At 57.5% G+C, this 23,173-nt stretch carries 26 protein-coding genes and 1 pseudogene; 18 read left to right on the plus strand and 9 right to left on the minus strand.

What is annotated here, in order from left to right; genetic code table 11:
- The 15 genes from DA1_RS19480 to DA1_RS19545 form a co-directional block, all read left to right on the plus strand.
- A partial coding sequence (locus tag DA1_RS19480; RefSeq protein ID WP_155737658.1) for a phage head closure protein occupies positions 1-192 on the plus strand: 192 nt, incomplete at its 5' end.
- Between the two features lie 9 nt (positions 193-201).
- Positions 202-756: a hypothetical protein gene (locus DA1_RS19485; RefSeq protein ID WP_034392906.1), complete on the plus strand. Its 555-nt coding sequence runs from the start codon at positions 202-204 to the stop codon at positions 754-756.
- A gap of 1 nt (position 757) precedes the next feature.
- The gene (gene gp17, locus DA1_RS19490) at positions 758-1,123 is read left to right on the plus strand and encodes a tail completion protein gp17 (protein WP_034392909.1); all 366 of its coding nucleotides are present in this window, start codon (positions 758-760) and stop codon (positions 1,121-1,123) included.
- Positions 1,124-1,188: 65 nt separating this feature from the next.
- On the plus strand, positions 1,189-1,659 hold the full coding sequence (locus DA1_RS19495) for a phage tail tube protein (RefSeq protein ID WP_034392912.1): 471 nt from the start codon (positions 1,189-1,191) through the stop codon (positions 1,657-1,659).
- A 111-nt stretch (positions 1,660-1,770) separates the two neighbouring features.
- Entirely contained in the window at positions 1,771-2,250 is a 480-nt protein-coding gene (locus tag DA1_RS19500) for a hypothetical protein (protein WP_034392915.1), read from the plus strand.
- Positions 2,251-2,333: 83 nt separating this feature from the next.
- Positions 2,334-2,660, plus strand: coding sequence for a hypothetical protein (locus DA1_RS19505; RefSeq protein WP_034392916.1), 327 nt, complete (start codon positions 2,334-2,336; stop codon positions 2,658-2,660).
- Positions 2,661-3,219: 559 nt separating this feature from the next.
- On the plus strand, positions 3,220-3,438 hold the full coding sequence (locus tag DA1_RS19510; protein ID WP_062794145.1) for a hypothetical protein: 219 nt from the start codon (positions 3,220-3,222) through the stop codon (positions 3,436-3,438).
- Positions 3,439-3,527: 89 nt separating this feature from the next.
- A complete protein-coding gene (locus DA1_RS19515) occupies positions 3,528-8,420 on the plus strand; it encodes a phage tail length tape measure family protein (RefSeq protein ID WP_034392919.1) in 4,893 nt (1,630 codons plus the stop codon).
- The gene (locus DA1_RS19520) at positions 8,417-9,328 is read left to right on the plus strand and encodes a carbohydrate-binding protein (RefSeq protein ID WP_034392922.1); all 912 of its coding nucleotides are present in this window, start codon (positions 8,417-8,419) and stop codon (positions 9,326-9,328) included. The genes DA1_RS19515 and DA1_RS19520 overlap by 4 nt, the downstream gene beginning before the upstream one ends.
- A complete protein-coding gene (locus DA1_RS19525; protein ID WP_080736852.1) occupies positions 9,325-10,560 on the plus strand; it encodes a hypothetical protein in 1,236 nt (411 codons plus the stop codon). Before DA1_RS19520 ends, DA1_RS19525 begins: the two co-directional genes overlap by 4 nt.
- Positions 10,561-10,580: 20 nt before the next feature.
- Entirely contained in the window at positions 10,581-11,267 is a 687-nt protein-coding gene (locus DA1_RS31600) for a hypothetical protein (protein WP_501037393.1), read from the plus strand.
- An 8-nt stretch (positions 11,268-11,275) separates the two neighbouring features.
- Positions 11,276-11,788: a hypothetical protein gene (locus DA1_RS31355; RefSeq protein ID WP_230590777.1), complete on the plus strand. Its 513-nt coding sequence runs from the start codon at positions 11,276-11,278 to the stop codon at positions 11,786-11,788.
- A gap of 69 nt (positions 11,789-11,857) precedes the next feature.
- On the plus strand, positions 11,858-12,154 hold the full coding sequence (locus DA1_RS19535; protein ID WP_034392925.1) for a hypothetical protein: 297 nt from the start codon (positions 11,858-11,860) through the stop codon (positions 12,152-12,154).
- Positions 12,151-12,621 carry a lysozyme gene (locus tag DA1_RS19540; protein ID WP_034392926.1) on the plus strand — a complete coding sequence of 157 codons (471 nt, stop codon included), beginning with the start codon at positions 12,151-12,153 and terminating at the stop codon, positions 12,619-12,621. The genes DA1_RS19535 and DA1_RS19540 overlap by 4 nt, the downstream gene beginning before the upstream one ends.
- Positions 12,618-13,127: a hypothetical protein gene (locus DA1_RS19545; protein WP_034392928.1), complete on the plus strand. Its 510-nt coding sequence runs from the start codon at positions 12,618-12,620 to the stop codon at positions 13,125-13,127. Before DA1_RS19540 ends, DA1_RS19545 begins: the two co-directional genes overlap by 4 nt.
- A gap of 107 nt (positions 13,128-13,234) precedes the next feature.
- Here DA1_RS19545 and DA1_RS29870 read toward each other — a convergent pair whose 3' ends face one another.
- The 5 genes from DA1_RS29870 to DA1_RS29880 form a co-directional block, all read right to left on the minus strand.
- Complete coding sequence (locus tag DA1_RS29870) at positions 13,235-14,155, minus strand: S1 family peptidase (RefSeq protein WP_080736853.1); 921 nt, start codon at positions 14,153-14,155, stop codon at positions 13,235-13,237.
- A 55-nt stretch (positions 14,156-14,210) separates the two neighbouring features.
- The gene (locus DA1_RS29875; RefSeq protein ID WP_080736854.1) at positions 14,211-14,417 is read right to left on the minus strand and encodes a hypothetical protein; all 207 of its coding nucleotides are present in this window, start codon (positions 14,415-14,417) and stop codon (positions 14,211-14,213) included.
- Positions 14,418-14,786: 369 nt separating this feature from the next.
- Positions 14,787-15,386, minus strand: coding sequence for a tyrosine-type recombinase/integrase (locus tag DA1_RS19550; RefSeq protein WP_155294227.1), 600 nt, complete (start codon positions 15,384-15,386; stop codon positions 14,787-14,789).
- Between the two features lie 447 nt (positions 15,387-15,833).
- Complete coding sequence (locus DA1_RS30565; RefSeq protein ID WP_141441616.1) at positions 15,834-16,046, minus strand: hypothetical protein; 213 nt, start codon at positions 16,044-16,046, stop codon at positions 15,834-15,836.
- Between the two features lie 2,477 nt (positions 16,047-18,523).
- Positions 18,524-19,210 carry a PRC-barrel domain-containing protein gene (locus DA1_RS29880; RefSeq protein WP_080736855.1) on the minus strand — a complete coding sequence of 229 codons (687 nt, stop codon included), beginning with the start codon at positions 19,208-19,210 and terminating at the stop codon, positions 18,524-18,526.
- Between the two features lie 232 nt (positions 19,211-19,442).
- On the opposite strand from DA1_RS29880, the gene DA1_RS19560 reads away from it, so the two are divergent.
- Positions 19,443-20,093: a BON domain-containing protein gene (locus DA1_RS19560; protein ID WP_034392934.1), complete on the plus strand. Its 651-nt coding sequence runs from the start codon at positions 19,443-19,445 to the stop codon at positions 20,091-20,093.
- A gap of 448 nt (positions 20,094-20,541) precedes the next feature.
- Entirely contained in the window at positions 20,542-20,838 is a 297-nt protein-coding gene (locus DA1_RS29885) for a hypothetical protein (RefSeq protein ID WP_225614168.1), read from the plus strand.
- A 380-nt stretch (positions 20,839-21,218) separates the two neighbouring features.
- Here DA1_RS29885 and DA1_RS30570 read toward each other — a convergent pair whose 3' ends face one another.
- The gene (locus DA1_RS30570; protein WP_155737659.1) at positions 21,219-21,371 is read right to left on the minus strand and encodes a hypothetical protein; all 153 of its coding nucleotides are present in this window, start codon (positions 21,369-21,371) and stop codon (positions 21,219-21,221) included.
- Between the two features lie 188 nt (positions 21,372-21,559).
- Here DA1_RS30570 and DA1_RS19565 point away from each other — a divergent pair, with 188 nt between their 5' ends.
- A complete protein-coding gene (locus DA1_RS19565; protein WP_034392938.1) occupies positions 21,560-21,838 on the plus strand; it encodes a hypothetical protein in 279 nt (92 codons plus the stop codon).
- A 336-nt stretch (positions 21,839-22,174) separates the two neighbouring features.
- Here the strand turns inward: DA1_RS19565 and DA1_RS29890 are convergent.
- The 3 genes and pseudogenes from DA1_RS29890 to DA1_RS19575 all read right to left on the minus strand — a co-directional run.
- Positions 22,175-22,375 (minus strand): annotated as a pseudogene (locus DA1_RS29890) (tyrosine-type recombinase/integrase); the annotation flags it as partial.
- Complete coding sequence (locus tag DA1_RS19570) at positions 22,336-22,653, minus strand: phospholipase D-like domain-containing protein (RefSeq protein ID WP_174549406.1); 318 nt, start codon at positions 22,651-22,653, stop codon at positions 22,336-22,338. The pseudogene DA1_RS29890 and the gene DA1_RS19570, both read right to left, overlap by 40 nt.
- 46 nt (positions 22,654-22,699) lie before the next feature.
- Positions 22,700-23,119 carry a hypothetical protein gene (locus DA1_RS19575; protein WP_034398464.1) on the minus strand — a complete coding sequence of 140 codons (420 nt, stop codon included), beginning with the start codon at positions 23,117-23,119 and terminating at the stop codon, positions 22,700-22,702.
- Positions 23,120-23,173: the final 54 nt, after the last annotated feature.

Below are 23,173 nucleotides of genomic sequence, written 5' to 3' on the forward strand. Positions count from 1 at the left end.
AAGTCTGGCCTGGGCACGATCAAGGCAGACGCTGAGGTGTCCATCGTCCGCGCGAGCATCCGGATTCGCCGCCGCGCGGGCGTGGACGCCGCCATGCGCGTGCTGTTCGGGTCGTCCGTCTACAGCATCGAGGCAGTGCTTCCCGGGCCGACCCGTGAATACATGGACCTTGTCTGCAAGCTCATCCAGTGAGGGGAGGCAATGGCGAATGGAGATAACTCTTTCACCATCCGTGCTGACACTGCGGGCCTGGATGATTTCCTGGATGCGCTGGGCGAAGCTGCCGACCAGGCCGTGCGCCCCGCTGCGCAGGCCGGCGCGCAGGTGCTCTACGAGGCGGTCAAGGTCAACATCAGTTCCATAGGCAGCGTGACCGGCAACCTGGGCCGGGCGGTCTACCAGGCATTCTCTCCAGAGCACTCCATCGATGGCGTGCAGGCGCAGTACCACGTCAGCTGGAACGCCAGGAAAGCGCCTCACGGCCATCTGCTGGAGAGGGGGTGGGTACAGCGCTACGCAGTGACCATCGCCAAGGGGGGCAAGTGGGTCACGCGAGTGCGGCCCGAAGCGCAGGGCAAGCCCCGGCCGAGGCGCCGCGCCACACAGGCCGAGAAAGATGCGTACTACGTGCCTCGGCCTGGAGGCCCCGTCCACCGGCTGGGATATTTCTTTGTCGCTCGCGCTGAAGACTCCATGTCCAAAGCCATTGAGGCTGCGAATCTGGAGCTGCAAAAGCGCTATGACCAGGTGAAGTGACATGAGCTATGAACCCGACCTTGTGGCCATCCTGACGGCGCTGTGTCCGAGGTCTTTGCCGGTTGTTGCCCCATGGGGAACCAAGATGCCCTATGTGATCTGGCAGCGCGTTGGCGGCCGCGCGATGCGCAACCTCGACAAACGGCCAACAGGCAATCTGCGCAATGGCCGCGTAAGCATCACCGTTTGGGATGAAACGCCCGCGAAGGCCACCGCGCTGATCCGTCAGATTGAGGATGCCTTGACGGCCTCCGATGCCATCCAGTGCACGCCGCTGGATGAACCTCTGGACATGTTCGATGACGGCGGCAGCGATGTCGTGATCTTTGGCATGCAGCAGAGCTTTTCAATCTGGGCGCGCCGATAGCGCCCAAAACCTTTTCAACCCCGGCCCGCAGCAGCGGGCTTTTTTACGTCCGAAAGGAAAACGCCATGGGCGCACATACCGTTGCCGAAACCGTACTTGCAATTTCAGCCGCATTGCCTGCGGCCTATACCGAGACCGGATACAAGGCACTGACCTTCGTGGATATCGGTGAGGTCACCAACGGCGGTAGCCACGGCCGCACCTACCAGGTTGTGAACCACAACCCCATTGCCACACGCGGCACGCGCAAGTTCAAGGGCTCATTCAACGAAGGCCAGAAGACCATTCAGCTCGCTGTGGACAACGAAGATCCGGGGCAGGCCATCGTCAAGACCGCCCTCAATGACGATGCGTCCTATGCCTTCCGCGTGACTTATCAGGATGGCTCCATTGACTACTTCGCGGCCATCGTGACCAGCTGGTCCAAGTCCACCGAAAGCGTGGACAGCATGTACTCGGCCAGCGTCGGCTTGGAGCTGACTACCTCCAAGGACGGCGTCGGCATCATCGAAGTGCCCGCACCTGCCGGCCCCTGATCTTTCCCTTCGGCCTTCGGGTCACCCCAGCACCGGCCCGGCTGTTTCGTCTCTCAGCGGAGGCGGGCAGTCGGGCGCGGGCATTTTCATTTCCTCCGCTGAAAGATCGACATGACCAAAACCATCACCCAAGCCGTGGCCGTGGCCACATCCGCCGCCGTCGCTGCAGCCGAACTCGTGGACATCACCGCCTTCGACCTGGTGAGCGCCTGCGAGGCTGGCCACAAGTTCCCGCTGCGCAACCCGGACGGCTCGTCCACCGGCATCACCCTCATCGTGCGCGGCACGTTCGCGCCCGAGGTGGTCGCCTGGAACTCCGGCGTTGCGGAAAAATTCCTCAATGAGCAGCGCGCGGCTCAGCGCCGGGGCAAGGCTCCCAAGGCCAAGACCATCGACGAGATGGAGGCCCAGAACATCGAGGGCGCCGTGGTGCGTGTCGCTGGCTGGGAGGGCGTCCGCCAGCCCTACAGCGCCGACCAACTGCGCGCCGCGCTCAAGCGCAATCCGCACTGGGCCGTGCAGATCATCGAGGAGTCCGACAGCCTGGGAAACTTTGGCGCGACCTCGGCATCCAGCTCCGAGGCTACGTAAAGCAACTGGCCTGGCTGCAGGCGCCCGTCGATCCGCCTAAGGGCTCCAGCGATGACGCCCCACGCCAAAGCAGGGCGCAGCGCATGGGCGATGACGCAGAGCTGCCTTTGCCCGAGCTGGAGGACGGCTATCACTTCATCGCGGCGCTGATGGAGGTGGGGCCGGTTTCCTATGCGGGGATGGACCTGGCACCCATCTCCTGGCCGGAGATAGCCGCCTGGCAGCAGGCCACGCGGTGCCCATTTCGCCCGCATGAGCTGCAGCTGCTGCGCAGCCTGTCGGCTGCCTACCTGGAGCAATACCGGCTGTCCAAAAGCGATGCCTGTCCATCGCCAGAGATCATGCGGCCTGAGGACGGAGATCAGGCCAAGAAGCTGGCGGCCCACATCAAGAGCATGTTGCGCGGATAGTTTTTCTGAGGCAATCAAGTTCTCACTTGCTAGCGAGGCTCTCTATTGGCCTGGGTGCGCCCTAACGCCATTCCCATATTTTCGTCCAATAGAATCCATGGTCTCAATCAAGGGGAAATTATGGGACTCGGGAAAATGGCGCTTCTGGCCACAATGCTGGCTATTTCAATAGCAGGTTGCGGAGGTGGCGACGATGGCCCTGTCACAAAGACAGGGAGCTATGAGGTCGAGGTGGGCCGAAGTGTCATTGGTGCACCAAGCACTTCACCCACACAGCCCCAGGATGAGGCAGTCGTCACCTACCGTACTCCCAGGGGTGTGCAGCAGGCTCGCACTTTTGGAGGGAAATTTTCGACGCCGATCTGGGTTGAAGATGGAGATGCACTGTACGTATCTGCACAGCGGGGTATGGGAAACGCCAGTGTCACAGTCAAGATCACGATTGAGGGTCAGGATTTCCGACAAGCGACATCGTACGGGCCGGCGTCCATTGCCACTGCCTCGGGAACTTGCTGCCGACGCTAAGCCCAGATACCAGCGCGGAATTTAGGAGAAAAATGTGAAGTATGTCGTTTACGCAGGCGCTGTTTTTGGTGTCTTTTTTATGTTGGGAACCATTGGCGTCAAGGGTGCTCCGCAAGAGGCTGCTCTTGCGGCAATGGCCTGTGCTTCCTGCATCATTCCATACGTTGTTTTTCGTGTCCGGCAGGCTTCCGTGGAAGAAGAGCAGCGAAAAAAGATCATTGAGTTGCTGAGGGTGATCAGTCAGGACAAGTAGACACCTCACCAGCCATCCGCACACAAGCGGAATTCCTATTTAGCCCCTCGGCAGTGCCGCGGGGCTTTTTTATTGCCTGGACGGTACGCATGACAGACACCACGCGCAAATCAAATCTTGAGTTTGGTGTTCGTAACAACACCAAGGCCGGCCTGTCGGAGATCAAGCAGGATGTCAAAGCCGTAGGCGATGAGGCTGCCCAGGCAGGCACCAAGGCCGGTACGGCTTTTGACGGCATGGGCAAGAGCAGCCAAGCGGCTGCGAGCAGTATTGACCGCAGCACGCGAAGCATCATCAGCTCCCTGGAGCGTGAGATGGCCGCCATGCAGGCCGGTGGCAAGGGCACTGCCGCCTATTACGAGACCATTGCCAGGCAGCGTGGCGCCGACATGGCTGCGTTGGGTCCGTACCTGCAGCAGATGCGCCTGTTTGAAAAACAGGCCGAGGAATCGTTCAAGACAGTCGGTATGTCTGCGCGGGCGACATCCGCTGCAATGCGAGGTGTGCCGGCCCAAATCAGCGACATCGTTGTGAGCCTGCAGGGCGGCATGCCCGTCATGACTGTGTTCATGCAGCAGGGCTTGCAGTTGCGCGATATGTTCGGCGGCTTCGCTGCGGCCGGCAAGGCTTTGGGAAGCACCCTGCTGGGCCTGGTCAATCCCTACACCGTTGTAGCGGCTGCAGTGGTGGGCTTGGGCGCAGCCATGGCGTACTCGGAGAGCACTCTGCGCACCAACATGACGCTGATGGCGCAGTTGGAGGCCACAGGGCGCGCGGGCTTCCTGAACTCCGATGCCATCAAGCAGCTCAAGAAGGAAATGATTGAGCTGCCGGGGATCAGCAAGAGCATGGCCTCGGCCATCATTTCGGACCTGGTGCAGGTGCGAACCCTGGGCGGCGAGGCACTGCAGAAGATCGCATTGCTGTCGGCAGACTTTGCAACCGCCACTGGCCAGGATGCCACCGGCGCCGCCAAGGAATTGGCCAAGGCGATGGAGGAGCCAGCCAAGGGGGCGCGTGCCCTGGATGAGGCATTCAATTTCCTCACCGTGTCCCAACTGGTGGCCATTGAAGCCATGGTGGAGGCCGGCGACAAAGCCGGCGCTCAGGGCGTGGTGCTCGATGCCTTGGGCACTCGGCTCAAGGACCTTGCGGACAACAGCCTGACGCCGCTGCAGACCGCCACCAAGAACTTTGGCGATGCCTGGGACCAGGCCATGGCGAACGTCGCCAACGCGGGCACGCTGACGGCCGCCAATGATCTGGTCGCTGGGCTGGTGAACCGCTTTGCGGAACTGGTGGGCTGGTTGAACCGGGCCCGGCTGCCTGACTGGATGGAGCAATCCTTCAAGGGCGGCCTCAATGGCATGGTCTACAGGGCCATCGTCGGCGACAACACTCCCAAGCCTGCCTTCACTGGCGGAACGACAGGCAGCTGGGGCGACAACACGGGCGGCGCCTCAGGTGGCTGGGGCACGACAGGTGCGAAGTCCACGGCCGACCAGGAGCTGTCCGAGCTGCTGGACACCACCAAGGCATTCAAAGGGAAAAAGGATGCCGTTGAGGACCTGAACAAGACGCTCGGCAGGCTGCAGACGCAGCAGCAGCGCCTGCGCGATGAGGGGCGCGGTGATTCCAAGGAAGCGGATGAGCTGCAGACCCGCATCAACGGCATCAACGAAAAGATCAAGTCGCTGAGCAAGACGCGCGGCGACGGCGCCAAGAAAGAGCAGTCTGCCTATGCAGAACTTGCGGCCTCGATCCAAGCCAAGATTGAGGCCAACAAGGCAGAGGTCACCCAGTCCGGCAAACTCAACGACGCCCAAAAGGCCGAGATCAAGCTCAATGCCGATCTGAAAGAAGGAAAGATCAAGCTGTCGGCCGCCCATGAGGCGGATCTGCGCGGGCGCATTGCGGTCTGGAAGCAGCAGGAAAAGGACAAGGCGCAGGCCAAGGAAAACGTCGCGCTCTACCAGCAGCAGCTGGACATTGAAAAACAGGTCACAGAGGACTATCTCAAGCGCTCCAAGGCCCTGGAATCGGCGCGCCAGGCCATGGACGCTTACGAGAAGTCGGCGAAAGAGGACTTCGAGCGTCTGCAGCTGGAGGCGGGCCTCATCGGCATGAGCAACCAGGCGCGGGCTGTGGCCTTGGCCCAATACGATGCCGAGCTGGAACTCAAGCGCAAGATTGCCGAGATAGAGCGGCTGGATGCGACCACATCGCAAAAGGATGAGCTGATCGACCGTGCGCGCGTGGTCTCCTATCAGCGCGTGGCCAGTGCCCAGACCAAGGCCTACAACGACGAATGGAACAAGGCCTTTGACCAGGCCAGCCAGTCGCTCAGCGATGCGCTGATGGCCGGGGGCAAGAACGGCGCCGAGTACATCGAGGGCCTGTTCCGCTCACTGGTGCTGCGGCCTGTGATTCAGGCCATCGTGGCGCCCATCGCAGGTGACATCGCCTCTACGGTGCTGTCCATGCTGGGCATGGGACCCAGCGGCAGCTCGGGCGGCGGCTCTGGCGTGGGGTTGGGCAACGTCTCCACCATGTACAAGCTGGGCACCTCATCCTTGATGAAGGACTTCGGCCTGGGCCTGGGCAACCTGGTGAACAACGCCGGCGGCAAGCTCTACAACCTGGGTCTTGAGAAAGTTGGCAGTTCGCTGATCGACTTCGGCGACACGCTGACGAAGTATTCCGGCATCGTCAACAAGGCCGGCGCCGCGTTCAGCTACGTCAGCGCGATTCTCAAAATCGCAGATGGCAAGTGGGGGGCGGGTATCGGAACTGCTGTGGGGCAGTGGTTCGGTGGACCCATCGGTGCCTTTATCGGCAACTGGATCGGTGGCCTGCTGGACAAGGCATTCGGCTCGCGGGGTGCAAATCACTCGGGCGGCGTGGCGTCCACTGCCACCACGGATCGGGACACGGCTGCGCGCCAGGCCCTTGGCACTGACGCATGGGGCAACACCTGGGGAGACTTCACCAAGCGCGCCAATAGCGACATCGACAAACAGGTGGGTGACTCCATCAAATCGATGTTGGACTTGTATAACGCGCTGGCCAAGTTCTCGAACGGCACAGCCAAGGAAATCGACATCGCTGGTGGGTTCTCACTCAACCCTGCGTACAGCGATGAAGGTGCCATGGGCTTTTTCCAGATTCTGGACAAAGCCACCGGCGAAGTGCTGACCAAGTACAAGAATCGGGACCTGGATGCAGATCCAAAGAAGGCCTGGGCGCAGTACATGGCGGACATGGGCGGTGCGGTCATCGACCAGCTCAAGAAGGCGGATATCCCCGGCTGGATGCGCGAGGAATTCGATGCCCTGGGCGAGAACATCACCATCGAAGGTCTCAACGAAGCATTGCGCACCATCGCAATGATCGATGCGGCATTCCGTGGATGGGCTGACACCCTGGTGGGCTTCGCCAATCTGACCGCAAAGGCACAGACCGAACTGCTTAAGTTCTCGGGCGGCATCGAGGCACTGTCCAACAACGTCAATGCCTTCTATTCCAGCTTCTACTCGGAAGAGGAGAGGGCGGGCATCCTGCAGCGCCAGGTGAGGGAGGGGCTCAAGGCTCTGGGTGTGGACATCGACCCAGCGGGTGGCGAAGAGGCAAAGAAGAAGTTCCGCAAGTTGATCGAAGATGCTTTGGCCTCGGGCGACACGGAGCTTGCCGCCAAGCTTTTGGCATTTGCCCAGATGTTTGGCGTGGCGGCGGACTATGCCCAGAAAGCTGCGGAGACGGCGGCCGATGCGGCCAAGACGGCAGCGGACGAAGCGGCGAAAGCGCTGGCCGATGCGCGGCAAAAGGCCAAGGACGCCGCCATTGCGAACTTTGAAGCTGCTGTACAGCGCGAGCAGGACTACTGGGGCGCCATCGCCTCGGCTGCGCAAACTGCCATCAGCAGCATGTCTGCGGTGCTGGCCACGCTCAGATCCAATGCGCGCGAGCTGTACGGCTCAGTGACTGCAACGCAGCAGATGCTGGCGGCGCAGGGCATGGTCTACATCGAGCAGGCGCTGGCCGGCGTGCGTGGTGGCGCGAAGCTGTCCAGCTACGAGGGTCTGGCGGACGCCATCAACGCGGCGCGTAGCGGCATCAACGGCGGAGCCTACGCGACTCAGTTTGAGAAGGACCGAGACACCTTGGTTTTGGCGGGCCAACTGGCCGATCTGGCGGACATGGGTGATGCCCAACTCAGCATCGAGGAGCGTTTGTTCAAAAACGCGCAAGAGCAGTTGGAGCGGCTGGACAAGACGCTGAACTACTGGCGCGAGCTGATCGAAGGCAACGAAAAGCACATTGACGCAACGCTGAGTGTTGAGGCGGCTATTCGCGCGCTGATGCCGTTCCTGGACCCCACAACGGCAACCAAGCCAGGCAGTAAGCCGGGGGACGGTGGCGCGGTGTGGGGGCCGGGTGGCGGCGGAAGCTCGCCTGTGGACTCCAAGTACGAGCGCCCGCGCTCGGATGGATCTGGTGGCACTTGGTACGAGCCCATTACCGATGTGGGGCGCGTGGCAGAGCTGGACAAGCTTTACGACGGGTATCACAAGTTCGATGGCACAGGCGACGCTGCCGGGCTCAACGCCTGGATTCGCGACAACAACCTGACGCCCAAGGACCTTGCCGATCTGTCTGGTTTGTACGAGCGGGACTGGGACAACTGGTTCAAGAACAGCGGCCTGCCGTCCTATGACATCGGCACGAACTTCGTTCCACGCGACACGCTGGCCATGGTTCATCGGGGCGAGGCCATCGTGCCGGAAGCCTTCAATCCTTGGGCTGGTGGCTCATCTCTGGTTGGCAACAACGAGCGGCTCGAGGCACTGGTTGCGCAGCTCGTATCGGACAACCGTGCGCAGGCAGGCCAGATCGTGCGGCTGCAGGGCCAGATCGCGAAGCTGCTTCAGCGCTGGGATGGCGACGGACTGCCGGGACAACGAAAAGAAGAGGTAACCACATGAACCAGCTGAGCGTCGTGAAGCCGCTCGTTGTCACGCCCGCGATGCTTGTGAGCACGGATGTGCCCGAGGCCGACTATCCAGAGTGGGCCTCGGGCACGGCTTATGCGAAGGGTGCCCGCGTGATCGTGGCCGCGCAGCACAAGGTCTACCAGAGCACTGCAGACGCCAACACGGGCAATAACCCAACCATTCCAGTTGCAGAGCCTAAGTGGCTGGAGGTCGGCCCCACCAACCGCTGGAAGGTGTTCGACTCATCGAACTCCACACAGACGGCGCAGGCCAACAAGATCACGTACCGCTTGCGGCCTGGCCAGTCCATTCCGGCCCTGGGGGTGCTCAACATCCGGGCCGGCGTTGAGATCAAGGTCACCGTCTTTGACGCCGGCGGGGCGCAGATCACGCAGCGCGTTATTCGCCTGGCGCGCTACCCGGTGTCGCCATCTTGGTGGGTATGGAACTTCGGTGAGAAGCGCGCGCCGACGCAGGCCCTGATCACCGATCTGCCTTCCTATCCGACGGGAGAGATCCTCATCGAGATCACTGGCACTGCTCAGTTGGCTGTGGGCGTGATCCTGCTCGGCACCGTCCGCCGCTTTGCGCTGGGCGTCAAAGCTGGCGCACGCGTGGGCATCCAGGACTACTCGCGAAAAGAGCGTACTGAGTTCGGCGACACGGTGCTTGTGGAGCGCGCTTTCGCGAAGCGGGCCTCTCTGCAACTGCTGCTCACGGCATCCGAAGTGGACGCGCTCAACGACTTCATGGCTGAAGTGCGCGCAACGGCGTGCCTTTGGATTGGCTCCAGCCGCTACGAATCGACCACGGTCTATGGGTTCTACAAGAGCTTCGAGATCGCAATTACCTACTACGACTACTCCGACTGCGAGTTGGAGCTTGAGGGCTTGACATGACCGATATCGTTACACCGCCAACTATTTCGGCGTTGCCACCTGCCCCGCTGGCAACCGACACCCCTACCGAGTTCGATGCCAAAGCGTTTGCGATGGTTGCTGCCCAGGTCGGGTTTGTCCCGCAGGCAAATGCGCTGGCGTCCAACGTCTTCAACAATGCGACTGCTGCTTTCGAGCGCACGGCAATTGCCCAGGCTGCAGCGTCTGCCGCATCGGGCAGCGCCTCAGCGGCGGCAGGGAGCGCGAGTGGAGCCAGTGGCAGCGCGTCAGCGGCTGCCAGTAGCGCGAGCACTGCTTCCTCTGCTGCGGGCACGGCCACAGCAGCCCTGACCGCGATGCAGGTCATGTACCTGGGCAGCAAGGCGGTCAACTCGCACCCTGCGACCGACAACATGGGCAACCCCCTGCAGGCCGGCGCCCTGTACACCAACACGGGCACGAATGCGGCGCTCAACAAGCGAGGCTGGTGGTGGGATGGCGCGGCCTGGCAGCTCGCTTGGGGCGACATCACGGGCGTCTACATGCCCACGACGGGGGGCACGTTCACGGGGCCGATCAATGTGCCTGCGGGTGCGACTGGCAACCAGGCGCCGCGTGTCAGCGAGGTTTTCAAGAAAGCTCCAGACGCATTCAACAAAACCAAACCCATGGGGGAGCTGGATGTGGGATACGCCCTGTTCACGACGACCTCGGGGCGCGGCGGGGACTGGCCACCGGAAACCTACGACGACCCGAACCAAGCCTGGCTTGTCGAGACGACGGGTGGAGCAGGGCGGGCCAAGCAGGTTGCAACGCAGCTGCTCACGACCACCTCGGCGCGCATTCAAAACAGCACATGGCAGCGTTCCCTGGAGGGGACGACCTGGGGCGCCTGGGACCGAGTGATCACCGCAAGGACTGCAATGGACCAGCAGGTGACGGCCAATGTACCCGCTGGTACAACGACATACACCCTCGACCCAAATCTGGGCGGGTCACACATCGTGACCATCAATGGCAGTTGCACGTTCAATTTGCCCGCAGGCCGTCAATACGGTGATCAGGTTGCGCTTGATGTCGTCAGTGCGGGAGCGATCCGCCCAATCAGCTTCTCGGCAAATGTCGCGCCGCCTCGCGATGGGACTGGCGCGCAATTGCCATTCCCTACGTATTCGACAGGGGCAGTTGTCTCTTTCCTTTTTCGTTGCATTTTGGTCAACCGTTGGGAATGCTATTACGCGGGGGTGCACTGATGTTCGCGCGGAGTTTGATGATGGCCAGCGGGCAGCGGCAGATAACAGTCACTATCACCGCGAGTGTGCGTAGCCCAGATATCGCGGCACTTGCTACCGCGCAGGGGTGGCGCGGCACTGAAAACATCACTCTTGTGATCAATGCCGGGGTGGATGTGGCCACGCTGCAGATATCGGGCATTCCAGACGACCGGCTGCACATCATCAACAACGGTCGCATCGGCGGGGTGCTGAACAGTGGCACTGGCTTGTACACCCGCATCCGAATCCTCGTCACAAATAACGGCACGATATTCGGCAGCGGGGGCGCGGGTGGTCGAGGCAGCTCCGCAGGCTATTCATACCCTGGGGGAACAAGCGATACAGCCCAGGGCGGAGTAGGTGGTAATGGCGCAGGATTTACTGCATCTGCAGCGGTATCCATGGTCGCCAGAGACACAAGCCCCGCCCCCACAAGCGGATCGTATGTCAGCTACTCCGGCGCGATTTTCCCTGGCGACACTCGCCCCTGGGCTCAGGGCGGCTTCGGCGGATCTGGTGGCGCTATTGGGGTTGCAGGAGCGAATGGCGAAAACGCATCCAGCGGAGGAACTGGTGCGACAGGCTCTGTCCCTGGGAGTCCGCCCGCTGCAGCTGGCTACTACCTCGACGGAAACGCATACGTCACATGGCTTGCAACCGGCACGCGCCTCGGCCGCGTTATTTGAGGATCAACATGTACATCAACACCGAAACCGGGCAATACCCGCTGAGCGTTGCTCAGATCCAGGAGCTGCACCCGCTCACGATGATGGCCCAGCATCTGGAGTGCTATGCGCTCGTTGAGCCATCGGACACGCCGCCCCATGACGCGGACACGCACAAGCCTGTCGAGGTCGAGCCCGTGCAGGTCGATGGCGTGTGGCGGCAGCAGTGGTCCGTCGTGCCGCTGTCGGCAGAGGAACTCGCCGAGCTGCAGCGTCAGCGTGAAGCAGAAGCGGCGGCGCTGATCCCCAAGTCCTGCACGCGCCGGCAGGGGCAGCTTGCACTGCTCACCCATGGGGTGCTGGACGATGCCGAAGCGGCCATTGCGGCGATCACTGACCCCGTGCAAAAGCGCGAGGCCCAGATCGAGTACGAGGCGGACACCTGGGAGCGCGCGAACCCGTTCCTACAGCAGCTCTGGGCGCAACTCGGCGGCACGCCGCAGTCGCTCGATGAGGCCTTCGCGCTCGCTGTGACGCTCTGATCCAACCCGACCAACACCAACCCGCTTCGGCGGGTTTTTTCATGCCCAAAGCAGCCCGGAGGAGGGCCAATGCAAGACGACTACGGCGATGCCATCAACACGCAGACAGCGGCTGCGATCAATGCGCGGCTGGATGAGGGGGACGCACGGATGACCCGCATGGAGCGGGAGCTTGCGGCGAACACAGCGGCCACTGAACAGGTGCGAGCGAACACAGCCGATCTGGTGGAGGTATTCCGTGCCGCGCAGGGCGCATTCCGCGTCCTGAATTGGATCGGCAAGGCCGCGAAGCCGCTGGGCTACATCGCCTCAGCCTGCGCTGCCTGCCTGGGCTTCTGGGCGGCGCTGAAAGGACACCTGAAATGAGCAACAAGGCCAAACTGATCGCCGCCATCGGCGCCGCCGCTGCGGCTCTGGCCGTGCCCCTGGTCGCAAAGTATGAGGGAACAGTGCAGGCCACGTACCGTGATCCCATTGGCATCATCACCGCCTGCACTGGGCACACAGGCTCAGAACTGACCATCGGCCAGACGTTCACGCGCGAGCAGTGCGAGGACATGCTCTACAAGGATCTGCTCAAGCACACGGCCGCGCTGGAGTGCGTGCGACAGCCCATGACGGACGGGCAGAAGGCCGCGTTCCTGAGCTTCGCATTCAACGTGGGCAATGGGGCGTTCTGCGGCTCCACGCTGGCGCGCAAGGCCAATGCCGGCGACATGCAGGGCGCCTGTGCAGAGCTGAGCCGCTGGACCTGGGCGGGTGGTAAGCAGCTGCCGGGCCTGGTCAACCGGCGTGCGGCGGAGCGGCAGCTGTGCGAAAGGGGGCTGTCGTGATTGCAGGGATCTACACCCATCTCGCGGCTGCTGGTGCGGCGCTGGCCATCGGTGTTGGCGGTGCCTGGTGGACCCAGGGCCAGCGCTACGGCTTGCAGATCGAGCAGCTGCAGCACCAGCAGACCATCGCCGCGTTGGCCAGCACGCAAAAGGCCGTCGCGGACATGGCCGGATTCCAGAAAGGACTGACCGATGCACTCGCAACCTTCCAGGCCACGGGCCAGCGCAACCAGGCCGCGCAGCAGGATCTGGAGCGCAGTCTGCGCGACCTGCGCACTGCTACTGCAGGCATGCGGGGCGACTTTGCAGGCCTCCCCGAGCGCATCGCTGGAGCTGCCCAGCCCGCCCTCGCTCAGTACGCCTCAACCTGCACAGCCGTACTCCAAGAGTTGGCAGACCGAGGTGGACGCATGGCAGAGCGCGGTGCAGACATCGCGCGAGCGGCTGATGGCCACGCCGCTGACGCCGCGCTGATGCGGGATGCGTGGCCGAGGGTGTCGCGTTGAAGAGTTGCAAATACCAATTGAAGGAGGTACCAAAGGTTATCCGCGATTTGTTATAGACCTGATGTTCAGACAGCCCCTGGTAAAAGAACTGTCATTTACTTTGCAGCCTAATGGAATTTTCCGCAGCACTCCTTATATCGCTTGCCGCTTAAGCACGCACAAGGAGAATTTCGCGAAATCTTTGGCTGCTGTTTAGTTATTTTTTTCAATTCTTCTTCGAGGGCGAGCAATTCGCTAGCATGAATGATATAACCTAGGTTGTTTGGAATGGACCCCACGGAAATCGCTTTTGTGTCGGTTGGTATATCAACTACAATAATTTCTCCCGTAGTAGAGTGCTGAGGGCCGGCGTATAGCGTGCCTAAAAGATATATTCTGCTGCCTGCAATGAAGTTTCCTTCTTTGCTAACATAACTCCCGATGTTTGCCAAGAAAACCGGTGAGCCCGATGATCCCGGAAAGCATGCGGCATCTATTAAGAACTCATTCTTGCCGTTTAATTTCAACCCCGGATGGGTGGCAGTTATTCCCTTTCTGATAATTGGTAGATTATGTAGCTTGTCCCATAGTCCGTTTGGATATCCAATCATCACAATTTCCTCCATGGGAGGAAGAGAATTCAGAAGCTCCTGGCTCGCCAATAGATCGCTGCTAATTGCTCTGAAATAATATGACCGACCATCCTTTGCCCCATTGCTAATAATTGGACCAATCGGAAATGCGGCGAGATCAATATCAGGTGATGGATGATTGACGCAATATTTATCCAAGTTGTCAAGTATGATAGGCTCGTGCTTTCCAAGGTCTGCGGTCCCGTCTTCTTTTTTCAAAGTAAGATGAAAAGTACCTTGGACTGCGCCTCGAACAACATGCTTGTTTGTTACCACGCACGGAATTGATTTGCCATCAGATTCGCAAAATAAATAAATATAGCCAGTTCCAGATGATTTTGCACCCCTTATGTTGGTGCATTCAATGCGCACTGTACTATGGACCAACTGTGAAATCGGGTGAATGAATTCAGACATATTCAGTTGATTCTGGGGGATGCGATGGATCGATTTCTATTCGCACATTGTGCACTCAATCTTCCGGGCAGCACTCCATAGCCCAGTCCAGCGCCTCAGCCGCAGTAGGGTGCGGCCCGTTGAACGCGCGGATGCCGCGCTCATCGTCCCAGAGCGCGCCGGTCCAACGACGGGCAGCAGGGAAGGGCAGGCGGCCATAGTCCACCACGACCGCATACCAGCCCGGCGCCGTCGGCCTTCCGCCCCAGATGAACGAATTCATGCGGCTCAGCCAGCGGCTGCTCGGGCTCGGGCTTTACTTGTAGAGATGGGGCTACTTCCGGGGGCATGATGACCTGTATGCACGACCCTCGCTGTGAATCTATGGGCTCGGGAATAAGCCTCTGACGGTCGCTTCAGTGCTTGCTCAGGTTTTTATGTGTATTCCCAAAAAATCACTTAACCTATTGATTTTTATAGATTGAGAGTCTGACTTTTAATCCGTTGGTCGCGAGTTCGAATCTCGCAGGACCCACCAAAGAACACAAGGCCCCGTAGCAATACGGGGCCTTTTTCTTTGCTATCGAAGAAGTAGCAAAACGGAACAGAGATTTGCGGCCCGTGTTCCGCAATTCTGGGCGTGTTCCGCAATTCACCGCACGGGCTTCACCTTCTTGCCCACCTTGTGGCGGATGTACTGCGCTGTCATGCCCTCCGTTGTATGCCCCAGCAGCGCCTGGGCATGGCGTATCCCGCCGTCGTCATCCACAGTGGTGGCGGCCGTGGAGCGCAGGTCCCGAAACTGGAATTGCGCCTTGGGAATGCCGGCGGCATCCCGAGCGGCGTCGAAGCGGTCGCGGAGCATGTTCTTTGTCAGCGGCTGACCCGCCTCGCTCACAAGCAGCTGCGCGGTGTCTGCTTTGACCTGGGCTTTGTACGCCTGGATCTTGGCCAGCAGCTCCTGAAGTGCGCCTGTTACCTCGATGCGCAGCTTGGCTGTCTTGCCCTGGCGGACGTGGAGCATGCCGCCGGCGATGTGGTCGGTGCTCATGCGAAGCACGTCGGCCGGGCGCTGGCCAGTGAGGAGCGCCAAGTGGACAGCGAACCGCAGGGATACTGCGGCCTTCTCCAACAGCCGAGCCATCAGGTCGTCGCCGACTACGACATCCCGCCCATCCTCCCGGAAGCCTCGCATGCCTGCGCAGGGGTTGGAGGCCTTCGTGAGGCCCTGTTCCCGAGCAAAGTTCCACATGTGCGAGAACAGGGACTTCTCCCGATTGGCGCGCACCTGGCCGATGGAATCCGGAATCGTCTGAGCCGGTAGTCCAACTTGCCTAAGGGCGCAATGCGGGGGGAGTGACTTGGCTCATGCTGGTCCAGAACACAGAAAGCCAGCTCTGTGGCTGGCTTTTTGAAGAAGGAGAGATCAGGACAGCGCACTTCACGCGCTGTGCTCACGCACGGAAAAAAAGCCACTGTTGAGTGGCTTTGATCTGGTTAACGAAGGTTTGCCTAGCTAAGCATCTCGATTTATTTGCTTTTCTTCTTCATAGATCCTTCGTTCCTCTCTGGATAAAGGGTCATTCTTTCTTTTGCTATCAAGTGCTTCTATCTGAACTCCTGGAGAAAAGATACTCTTGACGGAATCCCAAAAGACTTCCCATGGGGTGCGAGGTTGTGAAAGCATATTAAACTCCAATTATCTTCCGTTGAGGTAGGGAGGAGGTGTGTCCCGCAGTTCAGCAGAATCCAAATTTATAGTAAATTCTGTGTCCCAATCGCTGATTTTTTTCTTACGAGGTGGGTCAGGTGTGCGGAAATAGTCATCGTTAGATACAGCATGACTATCAACATCTGGAAGAGAATATTTATTTTGGCGGCTAAATGAGCCTTTTGTGTCTTTGACTTTCATGTGGACCTCCGGTCCTGTGTGTTGACCGAAAACGACCAACTTTTTTCACACTACTCTGATTTCCAGCGGAAAACCGTTTGGGTAACAACAATTACCTATATGTAGAAGCGGATCAGGGCAGCGAAGCCCGTCGCGAGAGGGCGCGTCTCGCGCCCCGCATCCATGCCCTCAGGAAATGTCAGGAACTGCTCGCGGTCTTTGCAAACGATCCATCTCGGGGGCTGTTATGAAGGAAAAAGACCCCTGGCAGTCTCGCATCCAGGGGCTTGGGGAGCCGCCTAGACTTGGCGCGCACCCCTTTGAGTGGCGTATGGGCCTGTCGTTGCTTAACTGTTGGCCGTTCTTATAAGAGGCTGCTTCCGGACCTTGCGGTATCTCCAGGCCGCAGGCTGGCTTGGCTGCGCGAGAAGGTACCAAGACAGCGTGCTGCACGTGCTGCGCTCATGCTTCTCGATATGTGTACGCGGATGTAATACAGCTTCCAAAGTAACAAAAATAGGCGCCCAATGAAACTGCTCATTGGCAATTTCGTTTCCTCCAGAGGCGTTCCTTAATTTGAAATTCGGGAGAAAATGTTATGGATCAAAGAATAAGTGAGCCCGAGCTAGGGGCATTGCACGTTTGGCATGTAAGCATGGTGCTGCTGGCACGCCGTGGCGAGATGCTTGGAATTTCTGTATATGAAGCGCCTGCGATCGCAAGCCTAGCCGCACGCTGTGAGTCCCCATATCACATGCTAGTGATAGAGGTAGACGATCCTTGGGATGTGTCCACCCAAAATTGCATTCGCGCGAGCCTTAGCAGGTTTACGGCATAGGCTCGTCTGCGTTTAAAACACTCAGACTCTCGCCGTTTTGTCGTATAAATGACATGTTGCCCAAAAAATCCCTTTTCTGGTGCATGCAATAAACACAATGCTTGTGATAGATGTGAAATGGCTAATGGGCCTAGATGTTGAATTGCATTTGTCTTACAGCGCTCACCAGTACAGAAGCTCATGCTGTGTTAATGACCACGCCTAGTAAAAAATCCCCTGGCCAAGTGCCCACATCCTCTTCTCGTAACAGGTTTTCTACGCGCAGGACACTCTACATCGGCATCGCTGTGGTAATTGTTGCTCTTCTGGTTACGCTTGTTCCCTGGTAGATGATCACGGCTGCTTTTGCGAGCTGTACGTAACAGCCTTGCGGGGAAGTGCGATCCCAAAAAGGCCTCTATGAAGAGGTTTAGGGGAGAGATTATAAAAACAGAGTGGTTCAGATGGATGAAAAAGAGCCCGCATTCAGCGGGCTTTTCTATAATTATCATTATATCGGTCTGTGATATTTATCCTCGCGTCCCTCTATATGTGCATTGTGCCTATTGATGTGTTCATGCTGAGAAGATGCTTGGCTGTACGACGGGGCGTTGAGATTGTTTTGAAGCTCTTCTTCGTATATTAATATATCTTCTTTAGACAAGGGGTAATCTTGCTCAGTGGTTTCTATGGGATCTAGGTGAGCTTTGGGAGAAAATACGGTTTTTATAGAATCCCAGAATTTTTCAAAAGGGGTACGAGGGAGTAAGAACATATTGGCCTCCAGTGTGCAAGCCATTTAGAGAGGGCGGGCATATCTGTCGTTCGCGCAATACGGCAGATTTAAGAGCGACCAGAGATGCTGTATTCCACCAGCTGCGCATTATTTTGTGCGGTGGATCAGGAGTGTGGGAGTAATCATCTCTTGATACGGAATGGCTATCAACATCAGGTAGCGAAAAACTTTCGATGTGGATGGTTGAATCAGATTTTTTTCTTAATTTCATGTGAAACTCCTGTTTGGATCGTTGGTCAAAGATGACTTACTTTTCACACTACTCTGATTTGCGCGGTAAAACCGTTTGCGTAACAATAATTACCTATATGTAGTAGCGTTTCATGGCGTCGAAGGACATTAGAAGAGGGCGCAAGGCACTCCCTGTGCTTCTGGCTATCAGGAAATCATCAGGAAACTCTCACGGTGTTTACCTGTTCGCGTTTGTCGGAACTTTCGAAGGTCCGAGATCTTCTTGTCCAGAGCCTTCGCTGCGCCATGAGCCCTGGCCAGCGGCACATCTGCCAACACTCCATCAGCATCCTCTCCGCGCTGAACCCGGGCTTTGAACTCGTTCTCGCTGATGTGGATCCGCTTAAGGTTCTCGTGGTGGGCGTTGCTCTGGCCGTTGGCGCCGCGCGTGTTCCCGTAGAGGCGACCTGCCAGAACACGACAAGGCTCGCCGTCGAGATGGTTCCGTCGTTGGTGCCCAGCACTGCAGCGCGCAGCCAACCTACCTGAGCGGTTCATGGCGCTCAGGATGCGTTCGATAGTGGAATGACTTCATAGGCATCTTTTCGTCAACGCGAGGAGCGCCAAGCAGTATGCGGCAGCGTGTTGTCGTGTGGGATGTAGTGATTATTTTCATGGCTTCTCTAGTGGGGAATAAATTTCCATTAAGCTTTATCAGCCTTCGGATAATGCCATGGATTTTTTTATTCGATCGATCGCCGCAACTACGCCCGCCTCAAAATCTCTCCAGTTTTTTACGCCAGAGTGACGCATTTCATTCATCTTCTCATCTGCGGATTTAATCTCGGTATGCATTCTATTAATGTGCATTTGAATATTTACTTTGGCATCGGAGCTTGCCAAGTCATATTTCTTCTCAAGTTCTGATACCGCTGCCTTCCCTTTGGATATCTCCTTTCCGGCATTTGCTAAGAACTGCTCGCGAACCATTGCCTCGTTGGTGTAGGTGAATGCTGGCATGTCCTTCACACTTTGTTTTGTAGCCCCCATGATAATCAGTTTTCCTGATATTTCATTAATTTCACGGATTGGAATGGCCACATCATGTTGTCCTATTCCGACAAACCCTCCTGCACTCACGATGGCATAAGTCACGTTCTTGTCAGGTGAAATAATAAGATCATCTACTCTGCCAACTTTTCCCCCAGTGTCGTTAAATATAAACTTTCCTATCAGTGATTTCTTTGCGCTCCATCCCAGGGCAGCGCTGGTGGTTTGGGAGGTCTTAACATCCATTGTGGTAGTTGATCCTGCAATTTGTGCCCTTGCTGTTGCAGCAGAAGCTAGGACAGCGGCTAATGCCAGAACGGCAAGAAAATGGTGTGAATGTTGATTTTTCATGATTGAGGCTCTCCAAAACGTACCACATCGGGTGTTGGATGTTTGGTGTACGATTTATCGCTTTTATACTTATCAAGTAGCGCTGTCTGTACGCGAACCTACAGTGGCTTTTTTAACCCTGACACCCTTGATGCAGAAATTTCTCTGGAAATATTTCAAGTGTGTGCTGGCGCACAGACATGATTTTAGGTTAGACATATTATTCTGATTGTTGAAGCATCTAGGAATTACCATGAAAACTGACACACAATTACAGCAAGATGTAATGGCAGAGTTGAAGTGGGAGCCTTCTGTGCACGCATCCCAGATTGGTGTAGAGGTCAAGGATGGCGTTGTCACTTTGGCTGGAGAGGTCAGTAGCTATTTGGAAAAATGGGGGGCTGAAAGGGTCGTGCAACGTGTGATAGGTGTTAGAGCCTTGGCGATCGACATGACTGTCAAGTTGTCGCAAATGGGAAAGAGGACTGATACCGATATCGCGGCATCCGCGCGAAACGTGCTTAGCTGGACGAATTCGGTTCCTATCGACACCGTTCAGGTCCTTGTAGAAGATGGTTGGATTACCTTGTCTGGGGAAGTGGTTTGGAACTATCAGCGTAGCGATGCTGCCGACAGAGTGCGCCTCTTGCCGGGAGTGCACGGTGTGAGCAACCAAATTTCCATCAAACCCAGGGCTTCAGCCATCGTCGTAAAGTCAGAAATCGAGGATGCCATCAAGCGTCGTGCGACTTCTGATACGAAAACGATTGTTGTTGATGTCACGGGTGGCGATGTGACGTTAACAGGGACCGTCCGTAGTTGGATGGAGCGTGATCTCGTAGTTCATTCTGCCTGGGGAAGCCCGGGTGTCCGCCAGGTATTTGACAGGATGACCATCATCTGACAATTTTGGCGAAGGCCGGGGGCATGAATCGTTGTCGCCAATTCATAGCCATTGTCGTCGTGCCTACCTGAAGCGGATGTCTGATGAATCAGAAAGGATCTGAGCCATGACCGAAACCTGTCCAAAGTATGCAGAAATAGGGTGAAAGAGGCATGATTTCGAAAACACTAGAAGCGTGGATGATTAAAAATGTGTTTTCTTTTTTGTCTATTTCAGCGGAACGGATTTTTAATCTGTTGGTCGCGAGTTAGAATATCCAAGGACCCAACAACAAAAACGCGGAAGCCGCGCTATCGTAAAAGTAGCGCGGCTTTCGTTTCATCCCCAATTGAGGAATAGAGGTCTGGGCTGCTATCGGTTTCATCTTCCACCTTAGCAAGGTGTCATCAAAACCGGCAGTAGCTCACAACGTCAACCACATGCTCAGCACTTTTTTGGAGTAGAAAACATGAAAAATTCCATCCAAGCTCCCTGTCCTCTGTGCAGCCTGACCAGTACAGCCTACTTGGAAAACTATGCCAAGTGGACGCATTTTGTGTGTCCCTGTTGTCGTGAGTTCAAAGTGAACAAGCTGGTCATTAATATGTTGCGTGCTGAATCTGTTGATGTTCGTGAGCGGCTGTCACAGGAGGCTCGGGCGTTGACGGGGAGCAACTATCTTCATATCGCTGCAGCTGAGGGCAAGTCATTGCAACCCAAGGGGCTGACTCCTTGGCGCGCAGAGGTGCGGCAGCGGCCGGTTTAATGTTCAGCCGTCCGGTCCATGCCCAGGGTTTGCCCAGAGCGCGATACGGGCGAACACTGGAGCCATGCTTCATCTACCCACTTGGCCCTGCAGGTCAGACCTCCTAGAAGATCCTTCACGTCGTTTCTAGCTTTCTCCGCGTATCCTTCGCCGATATGGCCCAGCTTTATTAATGTCTCCAGCATAGATAAGGCCCCTGCATTCCATGCTTCCGAAACGGTTAGGGTTGTGCGTATCTCATCTGGTAGAGCTTTTGCCCAGTCATCGAATTTCATATACGTGCCTTGTCTCCGGTGTTCATGCGGTGACTTTCAATGCGGCTTGCTTGCTCGCTGAAGAAAAAAGGGCCTGTTGGCCCTTTGGATTTTTATCCAGCAGATTTATTGCTGAGCCTGTTCTTGCTCAGACCGCTTTTTTTGCTGCTCGGGCGCGTGCGATCCCTCTTTCAGAGGTCGGCTTTGCTCCTGCTGCGAGGGTTGCGGCTTGTTGCCTTGTTGCTGGTTGTTGCCAGGGGTATTTTGGAAAACGGCCATGAAGAGCTCCTTGGTTATCAAAAGCCAAGATCGGCTCCTGAGGTCTAACGATGTTCCTTTTCCTAATTTTCTGCTGTAGTCAAATAGGCCAATGATTATTTAATGTGTAAGCAGCGTGCCGAAAGGATTTTATTTTTTAGGGTAAAACTGGACCTGAATAGATTTCTGGTTTCACATAATATGTAGAAATGACGTTCGATCAGATCACAATTGCCCTGCTGGGGTCCCTGGCAGCTTGGCTCTCCCAAGCCCGGGGGAAGAGCTGGCGCAAATGGGCGCCGGTGTTCGGAATGCTGGGGCAGCCGTTCTGGTTTTATGCCAGCTGGCAGGCCGAGCAGTGGGGCATCTTCGCCTTGTCGATCATCTATGCTGGCGCGTGGGCCCGGGGGCTGTGGGTCTACTGGATCTCGCCGCGGCGTGAGCATGGCACGGAGCCCATTCAACTGGTCCCCCGCCGCAAGCCATGATCTATGCCCTGCTGGGTTAGACCAAAGTGGAGATTTCTGACACCGGCGATGCGCTGATAGTGGAGGGTTCAGGCAGGCGGTGTGCTATGATCAAAACCTGCCCAAAGTAGGCTGAAATAGGGTGAAAAAGGCATGATTTCGAAAACACCAGATGAGTGGCTATCGTTGCAAGTGATTGATACGAAAGGTATTTTCTCTTATGCCTATTTCGATAGATCGGACTTTTAATCCGTTGGTCGCGAGTTCGAATCTCGCAGTACCCACCAAAGAGCACAAGGCCCCGTAGCAATACGGGGCCTTTTTTCTTTGCTATCGAAGAAGTAGCAAGAGCGGCGTTCAGGCCGCTTTTTTCTTGGCCGTTGTGCGGGGTTTTTTGCAAACCAACGCAACAGCACTTTTCAGCGTCTTCGTCGCCAGATGGCTGTACCGCTTCGTGCTCACTGCAGACTTGTGCACCAGCACGCCGCCCATGGTGTACAGATCCACGCCGGCGTTGATCATCTCGCTGGCTGTGCTGTGCCGCAGGTCATGCAGCCGGGCATGGCTGTAGCCGGCCGCTCGCGCGCCAGCCTTGAACGCTTTGCGCGCACGTCGACGCCGCGCTGATGAGCAGCCACAAGTGCCTGCGCAATGTCAGGAGCCTGGAAGGCATAGGCCAGCACCTGAATGCTTGTCTTGGCGCTGGCGATTGTGTCCAGCACCAACTTGCGGGCGGAACCTTCGGGTGAGAACCCTACCTGCACGCTCGACTGGGCAAAGGAGGCGATCGGCAGAGCGAGCAGAGCCGCCAGTGCAATGCGAGGAAGGTTTTTCATACGCAGATAGTGCTGCGCCCGCGCTGTCTGCGGGCGCGGCGCCACTTCAATTCACGACTGAAATTTTGAGCGTGTACGCGGACGACTTGCCCTGCCGGGCGGCCGCACGATTGAGGAAGACTCGCACACGGTAGTCACCGCTGGCGGGCAAGGCGCCGGTCCAAGTGGGCCCGTCTGCCATTTCGCCGCGGAACAGCGCTTCATCGCTGCCAGGTGGGAGCACGTTGAAGTAGGTCGAGGTGGATTTTGTCTCCATCTGCACGGTCATCGTCTGCCCGGCGCCCGCGCGGACCACGTAGTCGCGCGTCTCCACCTTGTTGCCTTGGAGCTTGCCCTGGACGGTGGCGCTCGACGTGCCTTTCTTGAAGTTCACCGCAGTAGAGGGAACATCCGCCTGAGCCATCGCTGGCACTTGCACGACCGTGAGGCAGGCGACAAATGCAGCTGTGCAAATTCTGGAAAGCATGCAGGTCCTTTCTAGGAGGCGCATATCGCCCCGTTCGCATACAGGCTACCAGAC

Origin of the sequence: Delftia acidovorans NBRC 14950 (assembly GCF_001598795.1) — a bacterium.
In the GTDB taxonomy this organism is placed as follows: Bacteria; Pseudomonadota; Gammaproteobacteria; order Burkholderiales; family Burkholderiaceae_C; genus Comamonas; species Comamonas acidovorans.